Raw genomic sequence first — 22,776 nt, forward strand, 5'->3', positions numbered from 1 at the left:
TGCGGCCTGCCGCAGGGGCATCACACCCGCCGCCTGGCTAGCGGGCGCTGTGCGAGTCGGGCGCCGGCAGGTGCTCACCGGGGACCACCGCGAGGGCGGCCGTCGGACGGGCGGCGCCGGACGCGGAGGACGCGGACGGCGCGGAGGGCTTGGCCGGTGCTGCGGTCAGGGGTGAGAGCTGGGCGGACCGTGCCGTGGCGGACGTCGTGGGCAGCGCGCCGCCCGCCGCCCACAGGGTGGTCGTCCAGGCGCTGCTCGCCGCGATAGCGGAACCGATGCCGGTGCGGTTGGCCGACGGGTACGACGCGTTGGGGCCGAAGGCCTGCACGCCCATGATGCTCGCGGCCCGCTGGCTCAGGTAGTACGCGGTCGGCGCCGAGAGCGTGGCCCGGGAGGACCAGAGCACCGGGCCGTAGGTGGCGGTGACCGCGCCTCCGGCGATGGCGCTCTGCCAGGACCAGGTGTCCTGGACGGTGGCCCAGTTCGGCGAGGACCACCAGAAGCGGGCCAGGTTGGCGGCGACGTCCTCGTGGGTCCTGCCGCCGATGCTCCAGAAGTTCCAGACCTTGTTGAGGGTGACGTTCTCGATCGCCTTGGTGGCGTTGTAGCCGACCGTCACCAGACCCGTGGTGTTCGGGTTCAGGGCGTTCAGGTAGTTCCTGATCGAGGCGGAGACGTTCTTGCCGTTCGTCAGCAGGACCACGCCCTTGCCGCGGTATCCCAGCGCGCCGGCGGCGGCGGAGGCGGCGATCGGGTCGTGGTACTCGTTGCCGTCGGCGACGAAGATCCAGCTCGGGGCCGAGGTGATCTGCTTGGCGACCCTGACCGACAGCCCGGAGAGGTCCGTGCCGTCGAGGCGTACGGGCTTGTAGCCGAGTGCCCGCACCTGGTTGGCCACGTTGTTGGCGAGGACGCGGGTGCCGCCGTTGAGGTAGACAGAGCTGCCCCGGGGGAGCGAGCGCTTCAGTTCCGCGGCCGCGGTGTTGTCCAGCCGGCCCCCGGAGGTCAGCAGGACCGGACCCTGCTTCTCGGCGGCCAGCGCGAGCGCCGGGGCCGAGTACGTGGCGTTGCCCTTGTTGACCAGCACCGCGGACCGGGCGGCGATCAGGCCGGGCTCGTGCGTGCCGCCCGTCTTGTCGAACGTCCAGCGGGACGCGGCTCCGTCGATTCCGATGGAACCGGTGCCGTAGACCCGGGCCAGGGTGTTTCTCCGCAGCGGCTGCCACGCGGGCTTGGCGCCCTTGCCCGCCCCGGTGAGCTGGGTGGAGGTCCCGCTCGCCAGGTCGAGGACGCGGACCGTCTGTACGTCGCTGGACCAGCCCGCGTGCGAGCTGTGCGCCTCGTAGGCGATCCGTCCGCCGGCGGGGTCCCAGCTCGGGGCCGTGTGGTCGGACTCGTCCGTGGTCACCTGCTTGACGTTGGCGCCGTTGGCGTCGGCCGTGAACAGCTGGGTCCACTCGCCCACCAGGCGGGTGAAGACCAGCTGGGTGCCGTCCGCCGAGAACACCGGTGAGGAACCGGAGGTGATGATCCTCTTCAGCGCCCTGGTGTCCGGGTTGTACGTCCAGATGCCCAGGCTCTCGTAGCAGCCGTAGGTGTCGCGCCGCTCGAAGGCCAGCGTGCCCGCGGGGCTCGCCGTCGGGTGCACGTCGCACACCGTCGACGGCTCCTGCGCGTCCGTCAGCAGCGGCTCCGGCGCCCATGAGCCGTCCGAGGGCCCGTAGACGAGCTGGCCGCCCGTGCTGAACACCACGTACCGGCCGTCCAGCCAGAACGTCGGGTCCTCGTAGGCCGCGCTGGAGCGCACGCCGGTCGCCCACGGCAGAGTGATCGGCGCGGTGCTGCCGCTGACCCGGCCGGTGACCAACTGGCTCCAGCCGGCCACCAGTCGGCTGCCGTCGGGCGCCCAGTTCGGCGTGTAGCCGTAGTTCGGGATGTTGGGGACCGAACGCAGGCCGGTCCCGTTCGAGTTGACGGTCGCGATGCCGGTGCTGCCGCCGTACAGGGCGATCTGACCGGGCGTCACGGTCGCGGCCTGCGCGCCCGGTGCCACGGCGCCGAGCAGGCCGGCCGCCAACGCGGCAGCGGAGGTGAGCGCCGCGAGACTGCGGCGCGTGTGAGAACTCAAGGAAGGCCCCCCAAAGAGTGATGGATCATCGCCACCGAGCGTCTCGGCCCACCCCACCACGGCGTACTGCAAGTACAGCCCGTGCACCCCGGCGCCGACGCGTCCCGCGCGGCGCCCCGGGCGCAAATCAGTGACCGCTAGTCGGCGGCAGGACATTATGTGATGCCGCGGGGGCCACTGGAAAGCGCTTTTCGAACATCGTGCGAACAACGTGACGTGGGCCGACGCTCAGAGATCGCCCATCGGCTCGATGTCCACCTTCATCGGTGTGCCCCAGATGCGCAGCACCTCGAAGTCGGTGAACTCGTGGACCAGGCGGTAGGCGATTCCGGGGCGGGGGGAGCGGCGTTCGGCGGAGAGGTAGCGCTCGGCGTCCAGGCGGTCGCGGCGTGGGGTGCCGCAGAGCTGCCAGTTCTGGCCGGTCCAGACCTCGGGGATCCAGCGCTGCTGGGGCTGGGGGCGGTCCGCGCGGACGCCGTAGCGGGACATCGTGCGCTCGGGGGGCGCCGAGTCCGGGTCGGTGGGGCGGGCCTGCGGGTAGGCGCCGTTCTGCTCGGAGCGGCGGGCGCTGCGGCGGCGGGTCTCGCACAGGAGGCACAGGTCGACGGCGTCCTTGTCGACCGGGCCGTTCGGGTGCTCGGCGCAGCGGGTGGTGGGCGCCGAGCCGGTGACCGTGTCCTCCAGGATCGCCAGGGCCCGGTTCAGGTCGGCCTTGATCTCGTGCAGCTTCGCGTCGGTGGTGTCGCCGGTGAGCGCTTCCCCGTGCTCGCCGAGGACGCGCAGGGCCCGCCCGAGGGCGGTCAGCTGGGCGTGGTTCACGGTGTCTTTCGTCCCTTCGGCGGCGGGCGCTGCGCTCGGTGGTTCTGCGGGCAGTGTTTCTGTGGGCAGTGTTTCTGTGGGTGGTGGTCTCCACCGTCGCACAGGTCACTTACAACGTGCGGCGGGCCGCCTCTATGCCTCGAACTCCGTCAGGTCGATCGCGTGTACGAGGAGCTGGTGGTCGTACACCGGGTGGGTCGTCACCCGCTCCTCCGTCAGGCCCAGCTTGCGGATGATGTTCTCGGAGGCCTCGTCGCCCGCCCTGCTGATGCTGATCACGCGATCGAGGCCGCGGTCCTGGAGGGCGAACTCCAGGGTGGCGTGGGCGGCCTCGGATGCGTACCCCTGGCCCCAGAACTGGGAGCCGAGCAGCCAGCTGATCGCCACCTCGTGCGCCGCCTCCGGCAGGAAGCCGGGTACGGACAGGCCGACCGCGCCCGCCAGTTCGCCCGAGGCGAGGAGTTCGACGGCGAAGAGGCCGAAGCCCTCCTCGTCCCACTCCTCCTCCCAGCGCTCGATGGCCTCCGCCGTGTACTCGAGGTCGCGTACCGAGCCGTCGTCGATCCAGCGCATGACCTGGGCGTCCGCGAGGATCTCCGACAGGGGTACGAGGTCGTCGTCGGTCCAGCGGCGGAGGAGGAGGCGGGGAGTGTGGATCTCGGTCATGGCGCTCATCCTGCCCGACCGGCGAACGCGCGCCCGCATCAGAGGGTCATCAGTGGGGTCATCGGTGGGGTCATCGGTGGGGTCATCAGTGGGGTGCGGCCGCCAGCGCCGCCCGCAGGTGGCCGTCGTTCTCCGCGAGGAGCCGGGTGGCCGTCGGGCCGTCGACCGAGCCGAGGAGGACCAGGATCGCGTCCTTCGTCTCCCCGCCCGTCGCCGCGAGGGCCGCCTCGATCTCCTCCTCGCTCGCCCCGGTCGCCAGGGCGACGATCCGGCGGGAGCGCGCCCGGAGCTTGTCGTTCGACGCCCGTACGTCGACCATCAGGTTCCCGTACGTCTTGCCGAGCCGGATCATCGTGATCGTCGACAGCATGTTGAGGACGAGCTTCTGGGCGGTGCCCGCCTTGAGCCGGGTCGAGCCGGTCAGCAGCTCCGGTCCGACGACGATCTCGATGCCGTGATCGGCCGCGGCGGCGAGCGGGCTGTGCGCGTTGCAGGACAGGCCGATCGTCAACGCGCCCAGCGCGCGGGCGTGTTCGACGGCGCCGACCGCGTACGGGGTACGGCCGGACGCCGAGATGCCGACCACCGTGTCCAGGGTGGTGACGCCGAGCGCGTCGAGGTCCGTCGCCGCGAGCTCCCTGGAGTCCTCGGCGCCCTCCACGGAGGTGACCATGGCCTCGGGGCCGCCCGCGATCACGCCCGTGACCTGGGCGGGGTCGGTGTTGAAGGTGGGCGGGCACTCGGACGCGTCCAGCACGCCGAGCCGGCCCGGCGTGCCCGCGCCCGCGTAGACGAGCCGGCCCCCGCGTGCCATCCGGGCCGCCAGGGCGTCGATCGCGGCGGCGATCTCCGGGAGGCGTTCGGCGACGGCGGCCGGGACGGTGGAGTCCTCGGCGTTCATGAGCCGGGCGATGTCGAGGGTGGGAAGCTGGTCGATCTCGGCCAGCTCCGGGCGGAACGCCTCCGTCGTCAGCGTCTCCAACTCCTCTTTCAGCGCACGGTAGTTGGAGGAGGCGTCAGCGGTTGGGGTCATGGCGTGCGGCTCTTTCGGATCTTCCGGTACGGCTGCTGTCGGTTGTGGCGTGCGGCCTAGCGGCGTGAGGTCGTGCCGCCGCGCGGGGTGTGGCGGTGGGCGAGCGCCTCGTAGGAGGCCGAGAGCGCGGGGGCGGCCGTCTCGTACGTCCGTTGCGCCACGCCTATGAACAGGCAGTCCACGACGAGGAGTTGACTGGTGCGCGAGGACATCGCCGCCGGGCGCAGTTCGCTCTCGCGGGCCGTGGAGGTGGTGAGGACGTGGTCGGCGTACTGCGTGACGGGCCCGTCGGGCCGCCCGGTGATCGCGACGGTCGTGGCCGAGCGCTCGAAGGCGACCCGGAGCGGCTCGATGACGTCGCCGGTCGACCCGGAGTGCGTGATCGCGACGGCGACGTCCTTCGCGCGCAGCTGCACGGCGTTGGTGACGGCGAGATGCGGGTCGCTGTGGGCGTGCGCGACCAGTCCGATGCGCAGCAGCTTCTGGGCGAGGTCCTGGGCGACCAGGCCCGAGGCGCCGACGCCGTAGATGTCGACGCGGCGGGCGGCGGCGAGTGCGCTGACGGCGGCCGACAGCTGGGCCATGTCGAGGCCGGCGGCCGTGTCGGCGAGGGTCTGCTGCTCGTCGTACGCCAGTTTCGCCACGACCTCGGAGATCGGGTCGTCCACCGCGATGTCGGCGGTCACGGCGGGGGAGCGCCCCGACTGCTGGTGGGCGGCGAGGCCGGCGAGCGCGAGACGCAGGTCGCGGTAGCCGGGGTAGCCGAGCAGCCGGGCCGTACGGACGACCGTCGCCTCGCTGGTGCCGGTGAGCTCGGCGAGGCCGGTGACGGTGAGGGCCGCGCAGCCGGCCGGGTCCGCGGCGACCGTCTCGGCGACGCGCTGCATGGAACGGGTCATGGAGGGCGCGAGGGTGCGCACCTTGGCGGCGAGGGCGGCGGGCGCGGGCGGGGGCGGCGGCGGGGGAGGGGCGGCAGTTTCCTTCACGTCTCGGCTCACATGTGAAAGATATTTTCTGTTCGGAGGTGCGGTCAAGAGTGCGCACAATGGGTGCATGACCCCCTCCGACGGCCCCGCCAACCCCATCACCTCCCTGGAGCAGGCGTTGCACGCGGCACGCGCCCTGGTGCTCGCCGACCTGGCCGCACGCGAGGTCGCCGAGGCGGACGTCGTGTCCATGGTCGAGGAGTCGGTCGTACAGCGCCGCTGGTGGGTCGAGCAGTGGCCGGACGGCGCGGACTTCGTGGCCGGGCTTGTCGCCCAGGACGTCCAGGACGCCCTGCTGGAGAAGTACGGCCGCTGGCCCCTGTGCCCGGTCTGCGGCTCCGGCGACCCGCACGCCCTGGAGGTCGAGCCGGAGTTGGGCCCCGACCCGCAGTGGGTGTGCCACAAGGCGGGGGTACGGGTCGCGGCGCTCGGCGGACTCGGGGCTGCCGGGGCTGCGGGCGGGGTCGCCTCGTCGTGACGGTCTACATAGATCCCCCCACCTGGCCGGGCCACGGCCGTCTGTGGTCCCACCTGGTGAGCGACGTGTCGTACGAGGAACTGCACGCGTTCGCCGAGGAGTTGGGGGTACCGGCCCGGGCCTTCGAGCGCGACCACTACGACATTCCGTCGCACCGGTACGGGGATGTGGTGGCGGCGGGGGCGGTGGAGGTCAGCAGCCGCGAGGTGGTCCGGCTGCTGCACGGGTCGGGGTTGCGCAGACGCAAGGGGCCGGGCGGGGGGCCGGGCGGAACGGACGCCCCGGCTCAGCCGCGCAACTCGTAGGCCCTGAGCCCGTCTTCGCCGACCTCCCCTTCCTCGCTCACCGGCGTGAATCCGACCCGCGTGATCACCGCCTGGGACGGGGTGTTGTGCGGTTCGACGGTCGCGAACAAGGAGCGTACGTCGTCCCGGGCCAGCGCCCACCCTGCCAGGGCGCGCAGTGCCTCCGTGGCGTAGCCGTTGCCGCGGGCCTGTTCCGCGAGGTCGTAGCCGACCTCGGCCTTGCCGTCCTCGTCGGGGGCGCCGTGGAAGCCCATGCCGCCGACCGCGCGGTCGTCCTCGCGCCGGACGAGGACGTACAGGCCGAACTCCGGGCGGTGTACGCCCGCTTGATATGCCTTGGCCACCATTCCGGCGGCGTCGCGTGTGCCCTCGAAGGGGCCGCCCTCGATCCAGTCGAAGCCGCCGGTGCCGCCCGCGCTCAGGTCGGCGGCGGCCGCCGGGGTTACGCCCTCGAGGCGGAGGCGCTCGGTGTCGAGGACGAGGTTGTTGGTCCAGTGCCACCTGGTGGGTCGGGCGCGGCCGGGCAGGTCGGCGCGTCCGGCCGCCCACAGCAGGGTCTGCCAGTGGTCGGGGCCGGGGCGGACGCTCGGGAAGATCCGGGTGAGGACGAACTCCGCGAGATGCGCGGGCGGTTCGTACGGCAGAAGCCCGAGGCCATCGGCCATGTCGTGGGCGTGCAGCAGGACTTCGGCGATGCCCATCGCGGCGAAGCCCTCACGGTTCGCGCTGCGGTAGGGGGCCGGGTGGAAGGCCCGCGCGTCGCGGGGGGCGGTGCGGATGGCCGCGGTGAGCAGGGCGCCGGTGGCCGTGATGACTTCGAGGATGCCCTCGTTGATGTCCTTGTCGTCGGTGGGGGCCCCGCTGTAGGTGCTGTCGAGGCTGATGTTGAGCGGGACGTACGCGCTCTCTGTCCGTCCCGCGAGCCGGGAGGCGTAAATGACGAGGTCGATGACGATGTGCTCGGCGGTCTTCCGGCAACTCCAGTCCACGGGACCCGCCTTGACCTCCGCCCAGTTCCGGTCCACCGCCGGCCGCAGCAGCGCCACCGCGCTCGCGACAGCCTCGTCCACTTCGTTTCCACCCGTGCTCAACATGCGGCGAGGATAGGGCGTCGAGTGCCCCGACCGACACGGATTAAAGCGGGGACGGATCAAAGCGGGGATCGAAGCCGCTCCAGCTCCGCCGCGATGTTGGCCCGCGCCGCCTCCTCCCAACGCTCCGTTCCGTACGGGGTCCAGAACAGCCTTGGCAGGTCGAGGAGTTGGCGCAGTACGTCCGCCCGGCCCTGCCTGAAGGCGTCCTCCGGGACGAAGGCGTACTCCTCGCGTACGGCGGCCGTGTACGCGGCGTACGTGTCCTGGGGCGCGGCCAGGATCGCGAGGTCCGCGTCGCACAGGACCTGGCCGGCCAGGTCGTCGGGCCCGGGGGCATGGGTGACGGTGAGACGGACCAGGCGAGCCACCTCGGCGGTGCCCTCCGGTGAGACCCCGGCCTCGGAAAGGGCGCGTTCGGCGAGGCGGGCCGAGCGCTCCTCGTTCTCGGAGCGGTCGGGGGCGTACACCGCGTCGTGGAACCAGGCGGCGAGGCGGACGAGGGCGAGGTCGGGGACCGGTGTCCCGGCCTCCTCGAACGTCCGCTCCAGCACGTCGATGTGATCGAGGACCGCGGTGAGGTGGGTGAGGGTGTGGTACCGGCGCTGGGGTTCCTGGTAGCGGGCCAGGAGGTTGTCGGCGTAGGGGACGGGGTCGGGGTGAGAGGGGGCGCCGGGGGCGGCGCGGGCGGCCTCCAGTGCCTGGGTCCAGCGGGCGCGGAGGGGAGCGTGCGCGTCGTCGGGGGCGTCGTGGCGGGCTTGGTCGGGCATGGGGGCATTCTCCCGTCCCGCTCGATCCGCCCCTAGCGTGGGACCCATGACGTCTTCTGCCGATCTTCATGACGTACGTGACCCCGAGCTGCCCGGGCGGCTCCTGGCCGTCGAGCGCGACGCGCTGATCCCGCTGCTGCGGGGCAGGCCCGAGGCCGACTTCGGGATTGTGACCGCCGGGTGTCCCGAGTGGACCGTGCGGGAGGTGCTCGCGCACTGTTCGGCCGCGCTGACCCGGGTGGTCGAGGGGCGGCTGGAGAAGGGAATCTTCTCGCCCGAGTCGAACCAGCGGGACATCGCCGAGCGCGGCGACTGGACGAACGCCCGCGTCCTGGACGAGCTGGAGAAGGGGATGACCGAGGCCGGGGCTGTGCTCGCCGGGGGCGACGGGACCCTGGACGGGCTCGCGCTGGGGGAGTGGGTGCACGCCGGGGATGTACGGGAGGCCCTCGGTGAGCCCGGGGCCTACGCGGGGCCCGGCCTTCCTTACGCGCTGGCGCTGCTCGCGCGGCTGAGCCGGGAGCGGGGGCTGGTGCCGCTCCACGCCGATGTCGACGAGCTGGACGAGCCGTTGCGGCTGGGGGATGTGTCGGGGGTCCGGACGCCGGGGCGGTACATCGGGGACGGGGCCACGCTGGTGCGGCTGTACGCGGGGAGGCCGGCGGCGGGCGCGGGGGCCGCCGGGTCCTACGAGCTCGCCGGGGTCGAGGCGGCGGAGTTGAACATGTACGGCGGCGGGTGAGTGACGGGCCCGGGGCTCATGGGCGTACCCTCTGATTGGACTAGACCTGTCGTTGCTCCTGTCGAGCCAGAGGGAACCCAGAGGAAGGGGTCCGATGAGCCAGCGTGCTGTGCTGGAGGTGATCGCCCTCGATGTCGAGGACGCCGTCGCCGCCCAGGCCGGGGGTGCGGACCGACTCGAACTGGTCGCCGACATGGCGGCGGACGGCCTGACCCCGACCGTCGGGGCCTTCGCCGGGATCCGGGCCGCCGTGGACATTCCGTTGCGTGTGATGCTGCGGCTCGCGGACGGGTTTGCCGCGGGAGACGTCGACCGGCTGGTGGGGGTGGCCGGGGAACTGCGGGCGGCGGGGGCCGAGGAGTTCGTGCTCGGGTTCCTGGGTGCGGACGGGGGTGTGGACCTCGATGCGGTGGAGCGGGTGGTAGACGCGCTGGACGGCTGCCGCTGGACCTTCCACCGCGCGATCGACCGCGCGGCCGACCGGGACGCGTTGCGCAAGCAGTTGTACGGGATGCCCGGCCTGGACACCTACCTCACGGCGGGGGCGGCGAGGGGAGTGGAGGAGGGGCTGCCGACACTGCTGGCGGAGGCTCGGCGGGGCGGGGAACCGGGGTACGAGCAGACGATTCTGGTCGGGGGAGGCTTGCGACTCGAACATGTGGCTGAGCTTCGGAATGCCGGGATCGATGCGTTCCATATCGGCGGGGCTGCTCGGCCGGGGGGTTGGGGAGGGCCGGTTTCGGCGGGGGCCGTGGGGGAGTGGCGGGAGGTTCTGGGCCGAGGGTGAGGGGCATCAGTTCTCGGCGCAGGGGGGATCGTAGGGGAGATCTGGGACGTGCATCCGCCACAGCTTGGGCGTCAGCAGGTTTCCGGTGGCCCGGCAGATGTAGTCAATGGCCTTGTCCGTGGTCAGGGGCAGGACGCGTATGGTGGAGTCTCCGTTTGCGATGAACAGGACGCGGCCGTCAGGGGAGAGCGCAATTGCGTTGATGTAATCGAGAAGCCCGGTCACCGGTCCTCCGTGGGGTTGCACGTGCGCCGGGTCCTGGGGGATGTCCCACAGTCGGATCGTGGAGTCTGAAGTTCCGCCGCTGATCAGGCGATGGCCGTCCCGAGTGAAGGCCAGGCCCTTGACGGCTCCGGTGTGATCTGTCAGGTCCTTCCCGAGTTGCTTGGGCCGAGCAGGATCGGCCAGGTCCCACAACCGGATCTTGGTGTCCTCGCCGGAGGTGACGAGTGTGCGGCCGTCCGGGGCGAACGCGACTGAGTTAAGCGGTTCTTGGCTGACTTGCAGGGGTTCGCCCAGTGTCTTGGCGCGGGCGGGATCGCCGATGTCCCAGAAATGTGCGCTGCCGACCGCTGACACGGCGGCGAGTGTACGGCCATCCGGACTGACGATCGCCCGGTTTATCCCACTCTTCGTGCCCGTGTCCAAGTTGGCGACGGCCTTCGGGTCCGACGGATCAGAGACGTTCCACAGGGTGACTTCTCCGTTGAGTTTGCCGCCGACCAAGGTGTTCCCGTCGGGGGTGAACGCCACGCTCAGGAAGTCACTGGCGGCACGGGGAGCACGTCCCAGATGACGGGGCCTGTCCCGATCGGTGACGTCCCACAACTGCACCTCGTGTCCGGTGACGATGGCGAGTACCTTTCCACCGGGTTCGAAGGCGATGGCGCCGACGTACGGCATGACGCCGGGGATCGACCCGTTCAGGCGGCGGGGATCGTCCTGGTCGCTGACGTCCCAGAGACGTGCGGTGTTGTCCCATCCGGCCGAGGCCAGGAGATGCCCGTCCTGGCTCAGGGCCAGCGTCGCGACGGAATCGCTGTGGCCAGTGAGGAGCGTGCGCGGGATCGTCCACAGCCTGACGGTGTGGTCGGCGCCGGCGCTGGCCAACCTCGTGCCGGTGGGGTCGAAGGCAAGTGCCAGCACATGTCCTGCGTGACCCTTCAGGGCTGGAGTGACATCCAGCGCGGTGTCGGGGGACTTCACGTTGGCCAGCCAGACGGAGGCGTCATCGCCGCCGTAGGCCATCAGGTCGCGGCTTGGGGAGAAGGCCACCGCTTGGACGGCGTCGTTGCCGTAAAGAGGGCTGATGCGGACTGGCTTGTCTGGAATCGTCACATCCCATAGGCGGGCTGCCGAGTCATCGCCGGCCGCGGCCAACGTCCGACTGTCCGCACTGAAATCGACCCAGTTGGCAGAGGAGGAGATGCGGTCCGGTAGCCGGCCGACGGGTGACGGATGCTTCGGGTCCGTCACCCGCCACAGCCGTACCGATCCGTCGCTTGCAGCGGACGCCAGCAGCCTGTTGTCCGGGCTGAAGGTGACACTGCTTACCCAATGATCGACATTGGCACCGGTCAACGGCCGTGGCATCGGCTTCGGGGCGCCGGGTTCTGTGACGTCCCAGATGCGGATACGGCCGTCCGCGCCCCCCGCCGCCAGAGAGCGTCCATCGGGACTGATTGCGAGCCGGTACACCCCGCCACCGCCCACCTTGACCGGACCACCGAGGTCCGTGGGGTGGCGGGGATCGTGAACGTCCCAGAAGCGGATGGTGTCGTCCTCTCCCCCTGCCGCCAGGAAATGCCTGCGGGGGCTGAAGACAAGCCCCCATACCCTCTCCGTGAAGCCCTGCAGAGGATCGCCCAGTGCGGCGGCGTGGCCCTGTCGAGCGGTGTTCCACAAGCGGATCACGCCGTCGTCGTCCGCGCTCGCCAGCACGCGGCCGTCCGGGCTGAAGTCCACGACGTTCACCTCGCTCTGGTGGCCGGTCAGCACCGTGGACAGTGGCAGGTTCTGGGTGCTGAGCAGGTCGACCCCGGTCGACTCATCGGGTTTGATGCGGTGGGCCACCAAGTCCAGTTGGGCGGCGAGCGAGGCATTCGTGGCACGCAACTGGGTCGCGTTGGCCCTGACCACGCCAAGGATCCTGGCGTCGCGCTCGTTCTCCGCCTCACCGCTCTGCAAGACGGCCATGACAGCCGACAGTGCGGCGAGCACCGCCAGCACACTCAGGCAGGCGATGACCCCGTGCCGTATCAGCCGACTGCGTCTCCAGTGCCGTACGGAAACAGCCAGGAACTCCGACGCCACCGAACCAAGCCTGCCCCGCTCCCCGTTCTCGTCCTCGTCGCCTCCCTCTGCCAGGGCGCGGGCCTCCTCCAGGCGGCCGCCCCGGTAGAGCATCCCGGTGTCCCGACCGGCCTCCTGCCACGCGGCCGCCGCGTCCTCCAGTCGTTGTTGGGTCAGGTAGCGGACGCGGTGCTCGCGGATCCACTGCCGTAGATGTGACCAGGCCCGGAGGAGGACCTCGTGGGTGATGGTGACCCTGTCCTGTTCCCGGGTCAGTAGTCGGCCCTGGGTGAACCTCTCGACCACCTCGGCGGCTTCCTCCGGGCGTGCGCAGTGGCTCAGCAGTTCGTCGTAGCGCACCGGGCGCCGGGTGTCCCTGGCGCCCCGCTCACCGAACTTGACCAGGCGCAGGAACACGGACTGCGCGGTCTCCTGCGCCGGCGGCTCCAGCCGGTGGAACCAGCGGTCTGCCTCGGCCGTCACGCTGTTCGCGATGCCGCCGGTCGACTCGTAGCCCTCGACGGTGAGGACATGGCCCGCGCGGCGCAGCCAGGTGGCCCGCAGGGCATGGGCCAGCAGGGGGAGTCGCCCGATCTCGTAGGCGCCCGTGCCGTGGGCTCCGTCCTCCGTCGTGCCCAGGTCGTGCAGCAGGATCTGTATCAGCCCCGGTTGGACGTCCAGTCCGACCGCGCGGGCGGGGTACAGGATCGCCTCCCGCACCCCCTCCTGGGACAGCGGTCCCACGACCACCTGGTTGCGTTCCACGGCGTCCAGAAGGCCGGGGTGGGCGGCGCACTGGGAGTAGAAGTCCGAGCGCAGGCCGAAGACGACCAGGCCGAGCGGGGGCTCGCCGTCCGGGCCTGGGTCAGCGAGGCTGAGGATCAGGTCCAGAAAGTCCCGCCGCTCCTGTTTGTCGGGGCAGAGCGTGAACAGTTCCTCCAACTGGTCGACGATCACGATCACGCGACGTTCCGTGGGTCCACGCGCGAGTGCGCGGCGCAGTGCGTCCGTCTGTAGGACGGGGGAACCGTCCGCTCCGCTGCCCATGATTTCCCACAACTGGCCGCGCAGCGCCGCCATTGGCTGGGAGGTCGGTGTCAGCCACACTCGTGGCCACTGCGCGGACCCGGGCAGCACGCCTCGCTTCAGCTCGGCAAGCAGACCCGCCCTGAGCAGTGAGGACTTCCCGGCTCCGGAAGGGGCGACGACGACCAACGCGCCGCCCACCGCGAGGCAGGCGTCGAGGCGGACCAACAGCTTCGCCACCAGCTTGTCCCGCCCGAAGAACCACTGCGCCTGGTCGGTGCCGAATGCGGACAGACCGGGATACGGGCACTCCTGGGACGCCGAAGCAGTGAGCACCTTGCGGGCCGAGCGGACGCCGTCCTCATAGTGCAGATGCAGGTCCCGTTCGGCGACGAACATGTCCCGGCGGGCCTGGTAGATCCTGGCCCGGTCCGAGGCGTTCGCCTGGAGGCGGATCTCCTCACCGCGCAGAATTTCCTCGCTACTGACGGGGGGCCCGCCGCCGATGCCGTGTGGTGCTCTGTCGGCGGGAGTCATGGCTCGTGGATGTGTTGATCACGCCCGGCCTGATAGACCCGGCTCTGTCCGGACGCCTCGGCACTCTGCTCCAGGGTTCCGGCACGGTCGCCGGTTTCACTGCGCATGCGCGGGCTGTGCCGCTTGGCCTGTTCGGCCATGTCGACCAAGTGAGTCAACTGGTCAGCCAGCGCTCGGTTCTCGGCCAGCAGGGATTCCAGCCGACTTTGCCAGGTGGCGACCAGTGCTGCCTCCGTCGTCCTGTCCTCGTCCAGGCGGCGCTGTGATTCGTCCAGCTCTGCGTTCACGCGGTCGGCGTCGGCGGGGCGGACGCGACGCCACCAGTCCACGAAGGCCGTCCGTATCTGCTGCCAGGCTTCGCTGGTCATCGCGCCCACCAAGGCCGTGGCTGCCGATGTTGCGATCGGATCCATTGCCATCAACCCCGCAATTGTTACTTTAGGGAAAATAGTACTCCTTTTGGGTCATTGTCTCGCGTCAACGACCCAGTGAGAGGGGTGGCTTGGTTGAAGCTGAAAGAACGCTGGGTGGCTAGGCCAGCTGCGGTGGCAATGCAGCCGCGTGCGTCACGATCAGCCCCGACACCGCTCGGGTCAGGGCCACGTACAGGCGTCGTAGGCCGGTGCGTTCGTCGGGTTCGCCGTCCACCACGGCCCGGGGTTCGTCCAGGACCACGTAGTCGTACTCCAGGCCCTTCGCCAGCGACGCCGGTACCAGCGTCAGCCGGGTCTCGTACGTCGTCTCCTCGCCCGGGGAGAGGTGGCCGATGCCCGCCGCCGTCAGCGCCTCGGCGAGGGCGGGGATGCGGGCGTCCGCCGCGATCAGGCCCGTCGAGCCCTCGTTGCGCAGCAACTCCTCGCAGGCGCCCACCACTTCGGACGTGTCGCTGATCGACCGCACGTCGAAGAATCCGGGGTTCTCGCGGACCGACGCCACCGGCGTCAGCCCCGGCGCGATGTGCGGCAGCAGCCGGGAGGCGTACGTGATGACGTCCGTCGGGACGCGGAAACCGGCCGTCAGTTCCTCGATCACCGCCTCCGGCTTGCCCAGGTGGGCCAGTGCCTCGGCCCAACTCCGGGTCGCCCAGGGCGTGGTGCCCTGCGCGAGGTCGCCGAGGACCGTCGCCGAACCGGTCGTGCAGCGGCGGCCCACCGCCCGGTACTGCATCGGGGAGAGGTCCTGCGCCTCGTCCAGGACGACATGCCCGAGCGAGTGCGTGCGCTGGACCAGGTCGGTCGTCTCGTCGATCAACACCGCGTCCGCCGCTGACCACTTGGCCGACTTCACCGACCGTACGGGCTTCGCCCAGAGGATCTCCTTCTGCTCGTCCGCGTCCAGGACTCCGGCCGCGTGGACGGCGAGGAAATCGGCGTCGGTGAGCAGGCGCAGGACGAGTTTCGCGGGGTCGACGGGCGGCCACAGGGTCTTCACGGCCGCCTTCACCGCCGCGTTGCGGGCCACGGAGTCCTGCACGCGGTCGTCGGGTGCCTCGCCCGACCGTTCCATCTGCACCAGCACCAGATGCGCGATGCGCTGCGGCAGGGCCTCGCGGGCGGCGCCGTAACGGATGCCCCGGTCCAGCAACTCCCGTACGACACCCTCGAGTTCGTACGCCGGGATGCGCCAGCGACGCGACCCCCGTACGACGACCACGGGCTCGGTCGGCAGGGTCACATGGGAGTGGACGGCCCTGCGCAGCACCTCCGCCATCCGCGCGTCGCCCTTGATGACGGCCGCCGCCGCGTCGTCCGTGCCGCGCACCTCGACATGGGCCACCAGATCGTCGACGGTGGCCTGCTTGACCTCCAACTCGCCCAGGGCGGGCAGCACTTGCTCGATGTACTGGAGGAAGGAGCGGTTCGGCCCGATGACGAGGGTGCCGGTACGGGCCAGCCGCTCCCGGTGGGCGTAGAGGAGATACGCGACCCGGTGCAGACCGACGGCCGTCTTCCCGGTGCCGGGACCCCCCTGCACACACACCGACCCGCCGAGCCCGCTGCGGACGATCTCGTCCTGCTCGGGCTGGATGGTCGCCACGATGTCACGCATCGGGCCCACACGCGGCCGCTCGATCTCCTGCTGGAGCAGCTTGCTGGTGGCCGCTGTCTCGCTGGGGTCGGACAGATGCTCGTCCTCGTACGCCGTGAGGTCCCCGCTGGTGTAGCCGAACCGGCGGCGCAGACCGACGTCCATCGGGTCCTTCTTCGACGCCCGGTAGAACGGCTGGGACACGGGCGCACGCCAGTCGATGACCATGGGGTCCCCGTCGGCGTCGTGGACATGCCGCCGCCCGATGTAGAACTGCTCGCCCTCCGCGCCCTCGGCCTGCTCGGCGCCGGGAGCGTGCAGATAGTCGAGGCGGCCGAAGAACAGCGGGGTGTGGCTGAGGTCGGCGAGGGCCTTGATCCGTTCCTCGATCTGACGGGAGAGGACCGCCGCGTTGACCCAGTTCGCGGTGACGTCCGCGATGTCGAGGGACTCCGCGTCCTCCCGCATGGCACGCAGGGCCGCCCGGGAGGCGGTGAGGTGGGCGCGTTCGCGGCCGAGGGGGTCGTCGGAAAGGGGGTCGGGAACGGGGCTGGACAAGGGGGTGCCTCCGGATACCTGCCGCGGCTCGCGGCGGAGCTGCTGCTCGGGTGACATAGACAGCCGACCGGTTTCCGTCCGGGCGGCGGCACTCCGCGAGAGGGAGGCGGGCAAGAGCGGAGATCTTAGGGGACGGAAGCGGGGGGAGGCCAATCAATTTCGGCGGGGCCCGCGTACGACGCCTGTCGTCCCCTAGGGGACGGACTCCCCTTCCTGTGGGGGATACGTCCACCCGGGGTCGTACGGAGGGACGACGAAGGTTGGACCCGCAGGCCGATGGCATCGGCGGCGCCGGAAGCAACCATGGACACATGAGCGCAGCAGCCTTCACCCCCGCGTCCGTAGCCCCCGTGGCTTCCGCCCGCTCCGGCGCCACCCCCCTGCGGGGCGGCCACCGCCACCCCGTTGGCGACGCCCTGCGCGCCGTCCGGGTGTTCGCGGGCGCGGCCCTGAGCGTCGTACTCCTCGGCGAGTACGGCGAGCAGGCGGGCGTTCGCCGCCGGTGAGCGACCGGGGTCAGTCCTCGGGCAGCAGGATGTCCGCGTCGTCGAAGATCCGGAGCATCACGAGCAGCAGACGCCCCCGGGACACCATGTACTCCGCCACGATCTGCGAAGTCAGCCGGATCTCGCGGTCCTGCTCACCGACACCGATCGCACGGGAGACCTCGGTGTACGGATCGCGGGCCAGTATCGTGATCGCCTTGTCGAGCGTGGCCCTGCGCACCGGGTCCAGACGGTCGCGGTCCCGGGCCGCCGGCTCGGTGTAGAGCACCTCGTAGACGTCCTCATGAGGCATGTGGTCCTCCTTGCCGTGGCTTGCCGTGGCTCGTCCAGTGAGAGCCAGCCTACCGAGGCGTACGGACTGTGCGGGCGGCGTTCAGCCCTCCTCGGACGCCAGCAGCTCGTCCGCGTCCACGATCCGGTACGCGTAGCCCTGTTCCGCCAGGAAGCGCTGGCGGTGGGCGGCGAAGTCCTGGTCGATGGTGTCGCGGGCGACCACCGAGTAGAAGTGGGCCTTGTGGCCGTCGGCCTTCGGCCGCAGCACGCGCCCAAGGCGCTGCGCCTCCTCCTGCCGCGACCCGAACGTGCCCGAGACCTGGATGGCGACGGTGGCTTCCGGCAGGTCGATGGAGAAGTTCGCGACCTTGGACACGACCAGCACGCTGATCTCGCCCTCCCGGAACGCGTCGAAGAGCTTCTCGCGCTGCGAGTTCGGGGTCTCGCCCTTGATGACCGGCGCGTTCAGGTGCTCGCCCAGTTCGTCGAGCTGGTCGATGTACTGGCCGATCACGAGGATCTGCTGGCCGGCGAAGCGCCGCACGATCGCCTCCGTGACCTTCCGCTTGGTCGCGGTGGTCGCACAGAAGCGGTACTTCTCCTCGGTCTCGGCGGTGGCGTACGCGAGCCGCTCCGACTCCGTCAGGTTGACCCTGACCTCTACACAGTCGGCGGGCGCGATGTAGCCCTGCGCCTCGATCTCCTTCCAGGGCGCGTCGAATCGCTTCGGCCCGATGAGCGAGAAGACGTCCGACTCGCGCCCGTCCTCCCGTACGAGGGTCGCGGTGAGACCGAGCCGCCGCCGGGCCTGGAGATCGGCGGTGAACTTGAAGACGGGCGCGGGCAGCAGATGCACCTCGTCGTAGATGATCAGCCCCCAGTCCCGCGAGTCGAACAGCTCCAGGTGCGGGTAGACGCCCTTACGCCTGGTCGTGAGCACCTGGTACGTCGCGATGGTGACCGGCCGGATCTCCTTGCGCGTACCGCTGTACTCGCCGATCTCGTCCTCGGTCAGCGACGTCCGCTTCACCAGCTCGTGCTTCCACTGCCGGGCCGAGACGGTGTTGGTGACGAGGATGAGGGTGGTGGCCTTCGCCTGGGCCATGGACCCGGCCCCGACCAGCGTCTTTCCCGCACCGCAGGGGAGTACGACGACTCCGCTGCCGCCGTGCCAGAAGTTCTCCACGGCCTGCTGCTGGTACGGGCGCAGCGCCCACCCGTCCTCGGCCAGGTCGATCGGATGCGCCTCGCCGTCGACGTACCCGGCGAGGTCCTCGGCCGGCCAGCCCAGCTTCAGCAGCACCTGCTTGATCTGTCCGCGCTCGGACGGGTGCACGGCGACGGTGTCAGGGTCGAGCCGGGCGCCGACGAGCGGTGTGATCCGCTTGGAGCGCAGGATCTCCTCGAGCACGGGACGGTCGGTGGTCGTCAGGACCAGTCCGTGCGTGGGGTGCTTGCTCAGGGTGAGGCGCCCGTAGCGGTCCATCGTCTCGGCGACGTCGACGAGCAGCGCGTGCGGCACGGGATAGCGGCTGTACTGCACGAGCGCGTCGACGACCTGCTCGGCGTCGTGCCCGGCGGCCCGCGCGTTCCACAGGCCCAGCGGGGTCACCCGGTAGGTGTGGATGTGCTCCGGCGCCCGCTCCAGCTCCGCGAACGGCGCGATGGCCCGACGGCAGTCGCCGGCCTGCTCGTGGTCGACCTCCAGGAGCAGGGTCTTGTCCGACTGGACGATGAGAGGACCATTCACGTACGTGCACATCCCTTCCGCACGGCCTACAGCCAAACGGCCAAACGTCCAGTGTGCCCTACCGGCGGACGCCACGGCGGGGCGCAGATCACAGACGCCCCTGCCTACGGCTGGTCCTCCGCCAGTTCCGCCACGCCCGTGACCCGGTGCAGCGGGTACGTCCGTACCTCGTCCGCCGTGTGGTCGTACGCCGTGACGAAGCCGCCCTCCACGCGGATCGGGGCGATGACGCGTTGGCTGGCGGCGCCCTCGGCGTTGACGTAGCCGATCCACACGGCCTCGCCGGTCAGCACGGCGGCCTGCATGGTGGCGAGGGTCTCGGCGGGGCTGGTGCGCGGGAGGTCGCCCTTCGCGGCCGGGGTCTCGGTCGGCTTGCGGGGCGTCGTCGAGGCCAGGTCGCCCGCCCTGATCGCGCGGATCGCCGCCGTCAGGAGCGTGGCGTCGGGGGCCGGCGGGCCGTCCGGCACCGGCTCCGGGGCCGTGCGGGCCGGCGTTCGATGGGCGAGGGCGCGGGTGATCAGGACGTCGCCCTCGGCGGACTCGGCGGCCGGCGCGAAACCCATGCCGCGCAGGCCCTCGAGGAGCGTCGCCGGGTCGGCCTGGGCGGCCAGCACCGTCGGCGCCAGGCGCCGCAGGCGCAGATTCGCGGACCGCTTGTCGGCGAGGATCTCGCTGAGCACCGCGTCGTCGTCGCAGCGCACGTACGCCGACGCGGCGCCGATCCGCAGGTGGCCGTGGCGGCGCGCGACGTCGTCGATGAGGTAGGTGAGGGGCTGCGGGACCGGCGTACGGGAGTGGGCGGTCAGGAAGTCGTGCAGGTCGGAGGCGGAGCGACCGGCGTCCAGGGCGCGCCGTACGGAGCCGGGCGTGAAGCGGTAGACCGTCGCGCCGCCCTTCGACTCGACGTCCGCGAGCACGCCGAGCATGTCGGCCAGCGGGCGCCTGAGCGGGCCCGGGGCCACCGCCGTCAGGTCCGCCTGGAGCAGGACGTGGTCGAGCGGCTCGGGGAGGAGTGGGGCGAGCAGGCGCGCGGCGGTGGCGGAGGCGACGGCCTGTTCGGGCGGCGAGAGGGGCTCCGCGACGGGATGCGCCGCAGTACGGGTGCCGTGGTCGTGACGCTCGTGACGCTCGTGGTGGTCGTGGTGGTGGACCGGGAGTTTGTCGCCGGGGCCGACCGGCTCGGCCGCCCGCACCGGCGCCGCGGGGACACCGAGCAGCGCCCGGCCCTGCGAGGACAGCGCCCCACGTCCCGTGACGCCCAGCGACTCGGCCTCGGACAGGGTCCAGCGGGCGAGCCTGGTGCGCAGGTCCTCGTCCTCCCGGTCGTGCTGCGGGCCGCGCGTCGGGCGCTCCCAGTGCAGCCGGGCCAGCACCGAGTCGACGGTCGGTGCCGTCCCCTCCGGGAGCGCGGCGAGCAGGGCCAGCACCCGGTGCCGTACCTCCGGCGCGGCCGACCGGTCCAGGCCCGGGCCGAGGGCGGAGAGCGTACGGTCCTTGGCGTCCCGGCCGCCGATCACACCGGCCGTCCGCGTCGCCGTCAGCCACGCCTCCGCGAGCCGCGCCCAGCGCGTCGCGGCCGGCTGCTCCAGCCACTCGTCGTACGCCGGGGTCGCCGCGTACCGCTCGTCGGCCTCGCCGTCGGACGCCAACAGGCCCGCCGCATAGGCGAGTTCGACCCAGAAGGCGGCCATCGGCTCGGACACGTCCAGGGCGACGGCGGTCCGCTTGAGGTCACGGACGCTCAGCCCGCCCGCCCGCAGCACCGCCGGGCCGCCCTCGTCCCAGTCCTTCAGCAGCTCCTCGACGGTCGCGAGCGCCGTGTACGCCTGCCCGGCCGCCGCACTGTCCACAACCTGTGGACGATGCGACGCGACCGCCTCGATCCCGGGCGGCAACGGCTCGGTCGTACGGTGGGCCCGTCCGCCCCGCAGATGCAGGGCCACCTCGCGCGGCAGCACGACCGTGCCCGGCGAGGTGGGCAGCAGCAGCCCCCGGTCCAGCAACCAGCGCAGATGGGCGGCCGGATCGGCGGTGACCTGCCCGTACGGCGGCCCCCAGACCAGCCGCCGCAGCACGTCCAGCGAGTCCGGGGAGGCACTGTCGAGCAGCGCGGCCATCCGCTTCCGGTCGGTGAACAGGGCCGTCAGCGAGGCCACCGCGCTCACCGCGTCGTGCGTCGACGTGAGCCCCGCCGCCGTCACGATCTCCTGCACCCGGCCCGGCGACATCCCCGCCGTCGCCTCGGCGACCGTCGGACCGAGCCCCGTCGGGGACGGGTGCTGCGGCGAGGGCGCCAGCAGCTCACGGGCCGTACGCACCAGACGCAGCCGGTCCGTACCGCCCCACACCAGCGCCTGCTCGCGCAGCACACCCAGGGCGCGCGGCAGGGCGGCCGTCACACCGGGATCGGCGTCATCGCCCGCGAGAAGGTCCAGCAGATCGTCGTACGCCGCCGGGTCGGGGGCCACGGCCAGCGCCTGCGCCGTCTGGAGCGTGAACCTGTCCAGGCGCTCCAGCGCGCGTACGACCGACGCGCGCGTGCCGGCGCGGGTGGCCAGCTGGGTGAGGTCGGTGGGGACGGGGGTGATGAGGTCCGGACGGCTGCGCAGCAGCGCGGCGAGTGACGCGTCGTCCCGCGCGCGAAGCGCTTCCGCGAGAGAACGCGGCGCCGGTGTCTCCTCGGTGCTCATCCCGCCCACGGTAGCGGGTGGGTGCGGGGAGGTGTCTTTCGTCGGTGCGGGGAGTTGGTGCGGGCGTCGCTGGGGGCTGCGCCCCCAGACCCCCCTCCGGCCCTGAACGGGCCTTGTCCTCAAGCGCCGGACGGGCTGGGGGTGCGGGCCGGGATGGAGATGCCTGCTGGGATACAGATGCCGGTAACGTCTGACTTCGTGGGTATCGAGAGCGATCAGGTCGTCTACGAGTATCTGAGCAGGGTCGGAGACCTGGCCCAGCAGCGGCAGTTGCCGTCCGGCGAGCGGATGCGCCTCGTCTCGGGGCTGCGTCAGGAGATCGACCGCCGCCGCGCCAAGGCGCCGGTCGACAGCCCGGCCTCCGTACGCCGCATCCTCGACCGCATCGGCACCCCGGACGAGGTCGTGGCCGGCGCGGACCCCGCCGCCGCCGCCCCCGCGGCCCCCGCCGCTCCCGAGGTGCCGCGCGCCTCCGTACCCGTACAGCGCGACCGCGAGGACCCGCAGCGCAAGGGCAGAGGAGGGGGCCGGGGCAAGGGACTCGGGCGGCTCGTACCGCGCCCCCGCCCGGCGGAGACGACCAACCCGGCGGAATTATTCGCTCCGTTTCCCACGGGCGACGACCCCGCCCCTCCCCACCTCGCGGCCTCGGGCGGGGCCGGACTCGAGGACACGGACTGGTGGCTGGCGCGCCGCACGGGCCCGCTCGCGGAGATGGACAGCCTCCCGCCCGGATTCGTCGGCGGAGTGGAGATCCCCGACCTGCTCAAACCACCGCGCAGGCTGGAGAACGACACCCGGAAGGCAGGCCCGGGCGCGCCCCCCGAGCCCGCCGCCGCCGAAGGAGTCGAAGAAGGCACCGAGGAGGCAGTCGAGCAGGCCGAAACCGGCCGAGCCCGCCGCCGCCCCCGACTGCGCCTCCCCCTCCCCTCCGGCCGCTGGAGCAACCCCCTGCTCCTCCTCGCCGCCGCCCTCCTCGTCGCGGGAGCGGTCCTCGGCAACCTCTGGGCCCTCCTCGTCGGCTGGGCCATCGCCTACGCCTCCCGCCGCCTGTCCCAGGCCGAGACGAAATGGGCGGTCGTGTACCTGCCCGGAGCGGCGGTAGCCGGTGGCGCCGCCTGGCTATGGGGCCGCGCCCAGGGCCGCTGGGGCACCCCCATCGCGGAGGGCCACATGAACGAGGCCCTCACCCAGACCTGGCCCTGGGTCGTACGAGGCGCGGCGATCACCTCCGCCCTGTTCCTGGTCTGGCGCTCCCAACGCCAACGCTGAGCGGGACCACCGCCCGTTCCCATGGAGGGGGCCCGGGTT

General features: G+C 71.6%; 19 protein-coding genes. 6 read left to right on the plus strand and 13 right to left on the minus strand.

The features are described 5' to 3' along the window. Nucleotides 1-37: 37 nt before the first annotated feature. The 5 genes from ABZ855_RS13280 to ABZ855_RS13300 all read right to left on the minus strand — a co-directional run bounded on the left by ABZ855_RS13280 (nucleotide 38) and on the right by ABZ855_RS13300 (nucleotide 5,644). The gene (locus ABZ855_RS13280; protein ID WP_360805629.1) at nucleotides 38-2,128 is read right to left on the minus strand and encodes a cell wall-binding repeat-containing protein; all 2,091 of its coding nucleotides are present in this window, start codon (nucleotides 2,126-2,128) and stop codon (nucleotides 38-40) included. Between the two features lie 228 nt (nucleotides 2,129-2,356). Further along, entirely contained in the window at nucleotides 2,357-2,947 is a 591-nt protein-coding gene (locus tag ABZ855_RS13285) for a hypothetical protein (protein ID WP_360805632.1), read from the minus strand. A 132-nt stretch (nucleotides 2,948-3,079) separates the two neighbouring features. Beyond that, nucleotides 3,080-3,613, minus strand: coding sequence for a GNAT family N-acetyltransferase (locus ABZ855_RS13290; RefSeq protein WP_360805635.1), 534 nt, complete (start codon nucleotides 3,611-3,613; stop codon nucleotides 3,080-3,082). A gap of 85 nt (nucleotides 3,614-3,698) precedes the next feature. Beyond that, a complete protein-coding gene (gene murQ, locus ABZ855_RS13295; RefSeq protein WP_360805638.1) occupies nucleotides 3,699-4,646 on the minus strand; it encodes an N-acetylmuramic acid 6-phosphate etherase in 948 nt (315 codons plus the stop codon). A gap of 56 nt (nucleotides 4,647-4,702) precedes the next feature. Continuing rightward, a complete protein-coding gene (locus tag ABZ855_RS13300; protein WP_360805641.1) occupies nucleotides 4,703-5,644 on the minus strand; it encodes a MurR/RpiR family transcriptional regulator in 942 nt (313 codons plus the stop codon). A gap of 55 nt (nucleotides 5,645-5,699) precedes the next feature. Here ABZ855_RS13300 and ABZ855_RS13305 point away from each other — a divergent pair, with 55 nt between their 5' ends. Together ABZ855_RS13305 and ABZ855_RS13310 are read left to right on the plus strand one after the other, a co-directional pair. Then, entirely contained in the window at nucleotides 5,700-6,110 is a 411-nt protein-coding gene (locus ABZ855_RS13305) for a hypothetical protein (RefSeq protein WP_360805644.1), read from the plus strand. After that, nucleotides 6,107-6,415: a DUF4031 domain-containing protein gene (locus ABZ855_RS13310; RefSeq protein ID WP_360805647.1), complete on the plus strand. Its 309-nt coding sequence runs from the start codon at nucleotides 6,107-6,109 to the stop codon at nucleotides 6,413-6,415. Before ABZ855_RS13305 ends, ABZ855_RS13310 begins: the two co-directional genes overlap by 4 nt. On the opposite strand, the gene ABZ855_RS13315 is transcribed toward ABZ855_RS13310, so the two are convergent. Beyond that, a complete protein-coding gene (locus ABZ855_RS13315) occupies nucleotides 6,397-7,509 on the minus strand; it encodes a GNAT family N-acetyltransferase (protein WP_360805650.1) in 1,113 nt (370 codons plus the stop codon). The genes ABZ855_RS13310 and ABZ855_RS13315 overlap by 19 nt on opposite strands. Before the next feature lie 56 nt (nucleotides 7,510-7,565). After that, nucleotides 7,566-8,276, minus strand: coding sequence for a hypothetical protein (locus ABZ855_RS13320; RefSeq protein WP_360805653.1), 711 nt, complete (start codon nucleotides 8,274-8,276; stop codon nucleotides 7,566-7,568). Between the two features lie 46 nt (nucleotides 8,277-8,322). On the opposite strand from ABZ855_RS13320, the gene ABZ855_RS13325 reads away from it, so the two are divergent. Further along, nucleotides 8,323-9,018, plus strand: coding sequence for a maleylpyruvate isomerase family mycothiol-dependent enzyme (locus tag ABZ855_RS13325; protein WP_360805656.1), 696 nt, complete (start codon nucleotides 8,323-8,325; stop codon nucleotides 9,016-9,018). A 94-nt stretch (nucleotides 9,019-9,112) separates the two neighbouring features. Then, nucleotides 9,113-9,805, plus strand: coding sequence for a copper homeostasis protein CutC (locus ABZ855_RS13330; RefSeq protein ID WP_360805659.1), 693 nt, complete (start codon nucleotides 9,113-9,115; stop codon nucleotides 9,803-9,805). Between the two features lie 6 nt (nucleotides 9,806-9,811). Here ABZ855_RS13330 and ABZ855_RS13335 read toward each other — a convergent pair whose 3' ends face one another. The 3 genes from ABZ855_RS13335 to ABZ855_RS13345 all read right to left on the minus strand — a co-directional run bounded on the left by ABZ855_RS13335 (nucleotide 9,812) and on the right by ABZ855_RS13345 (nucleotide 16,246). Beyond that, on the minus strand, nucleotides 9,812-13,660 hold the full coding sequence (locus ABZ855_RS13335) for a WD40 repeat domain-containing protein (RefSeq protein ID WP_360805662.1): 3,849 nt from the start codon (nucleotides 13,658-13,660) through the stop codon (nucleotides 9,812-9,814). Continuing rightward, complete coding sequence (locus ABZ855_RS13340) at nucleotides 13,657-14,028, minus strand: hypothetical protein (RefSeq protein WP_360805665.1); 372 nt, start codon at nucleotides 14,026-14,028, stop codon at nucleotides 13,657-13,659. Before ABZ855_RS13340 ends, ABZ855_RS13335 begins: the two co-directional genes overlap by 4 nt. A 163-nt stretch (nucleotides 14,029-14,191) precedes the next feature. Next, nucleotides 14,192-16,246: an ATP-binding domain-containing protein gene (locus ABZ855_RS13345; RefSeq protein WP_360805668.1), complete on the minus strand. Its 2,055-nt coding sequence runs from the start codon at nucleotides 16,244-16,246 to the stop codon at nucleotides 14,192-14,194. Between the two features lie 311 nt (nucleotides 16,247-16,557). Between ABZ855_RS13345 and ABZ855_RS13350 the strand changes: the two genes are divergently transcribed. Then, on the plus strand, nucleotides 16,558-16,752 hold the full coding sequence (locus tag ABZ855_RS13350) for a hypothetical protein (RefSeq protein WP_360805671.1): 195 nt from the start codon (nucleotides 16,558-16,560) through the stop codon (nucleotides 16,750-16,752). 10 nt (nucleotides 16,753-16,762) lie between these two features. Here ABZ855_RS13350 and ABZ855_RS13355 read toward each other — a convergent pair whose 3' ends face one another. The 3 genes from ABZ855_RS13355 to ABZ855_RS13365 all read right to left on the minus strand — a co-directional run bounded on the left by ABZ855_RS13355 (nucleotide 16,763) and on the right by ABZ855_RS13365 (nucleotide 21,465). Further along, entirely contained in the window at nucleotides 16,763-17,044 is a 282-nt protein-coding gene (locus ABZ855_RS13355) for a hypothetical protein (protein WP_360805674.1), read from the minus strand. Nucleotides 17,045-17,125: 81 nt separating this feature from the next. Then, on the minus strand, nucleotides 17,126-18,775 hold the full coding sequence (locus tag ABZ855_RS13360) for a DNA repair helicase XPB (RefSeq protein ID WP_360805677.1): 1,650 nt from the start codon (nucleotides 18,773-18,775) through the stop codon (nucleotides 17,126-17,128). A gap of 104 nt (nucleotides 18,776-18,879) precedes the next feature. Next, nucleotides 18,880-21,465: a helicase C-terminal domain-containing protein gene (locus tag ABZ855_RS13365; protein ID WP_360805680.1), complete on the minus strand. Its 2,586-nt coding sequence runs from the start codon at nucleotides 21,463-21,465 to the stop codon at nucleotides 18,880-18,882. A 198-nt stretch (nucleotides 21,466-21,663) separates the two neighbouring features. Between ABZ855_RS13365 and ABZ855_RS13370 the strand changes: the two genes are divergently transcribed. Next, nucleotides 21,664-22,737 (plus strand): hypothetical protein, encoded by a 1,074-nt coding sequence (locus tag ABZ855_RS13370; protein ID WP_360805683.1) that lies wholly within the window; start codon nucleotides 21,664-21,666, stop codon nucleotides 22,735-22,737. The last annotated feature ends 39 nt before the right edge of the window (nucleotides 22,738-22,776 follow it).

Source organism: Streptomyces sp. NPDC047042, from assembly GCF_040644035.1.
Taxonomy (GTDB): Bacteria; Actinomycetota; Actinomycetes; order Streptomycetales; family Streptomycetaceae; genus Streptomyces.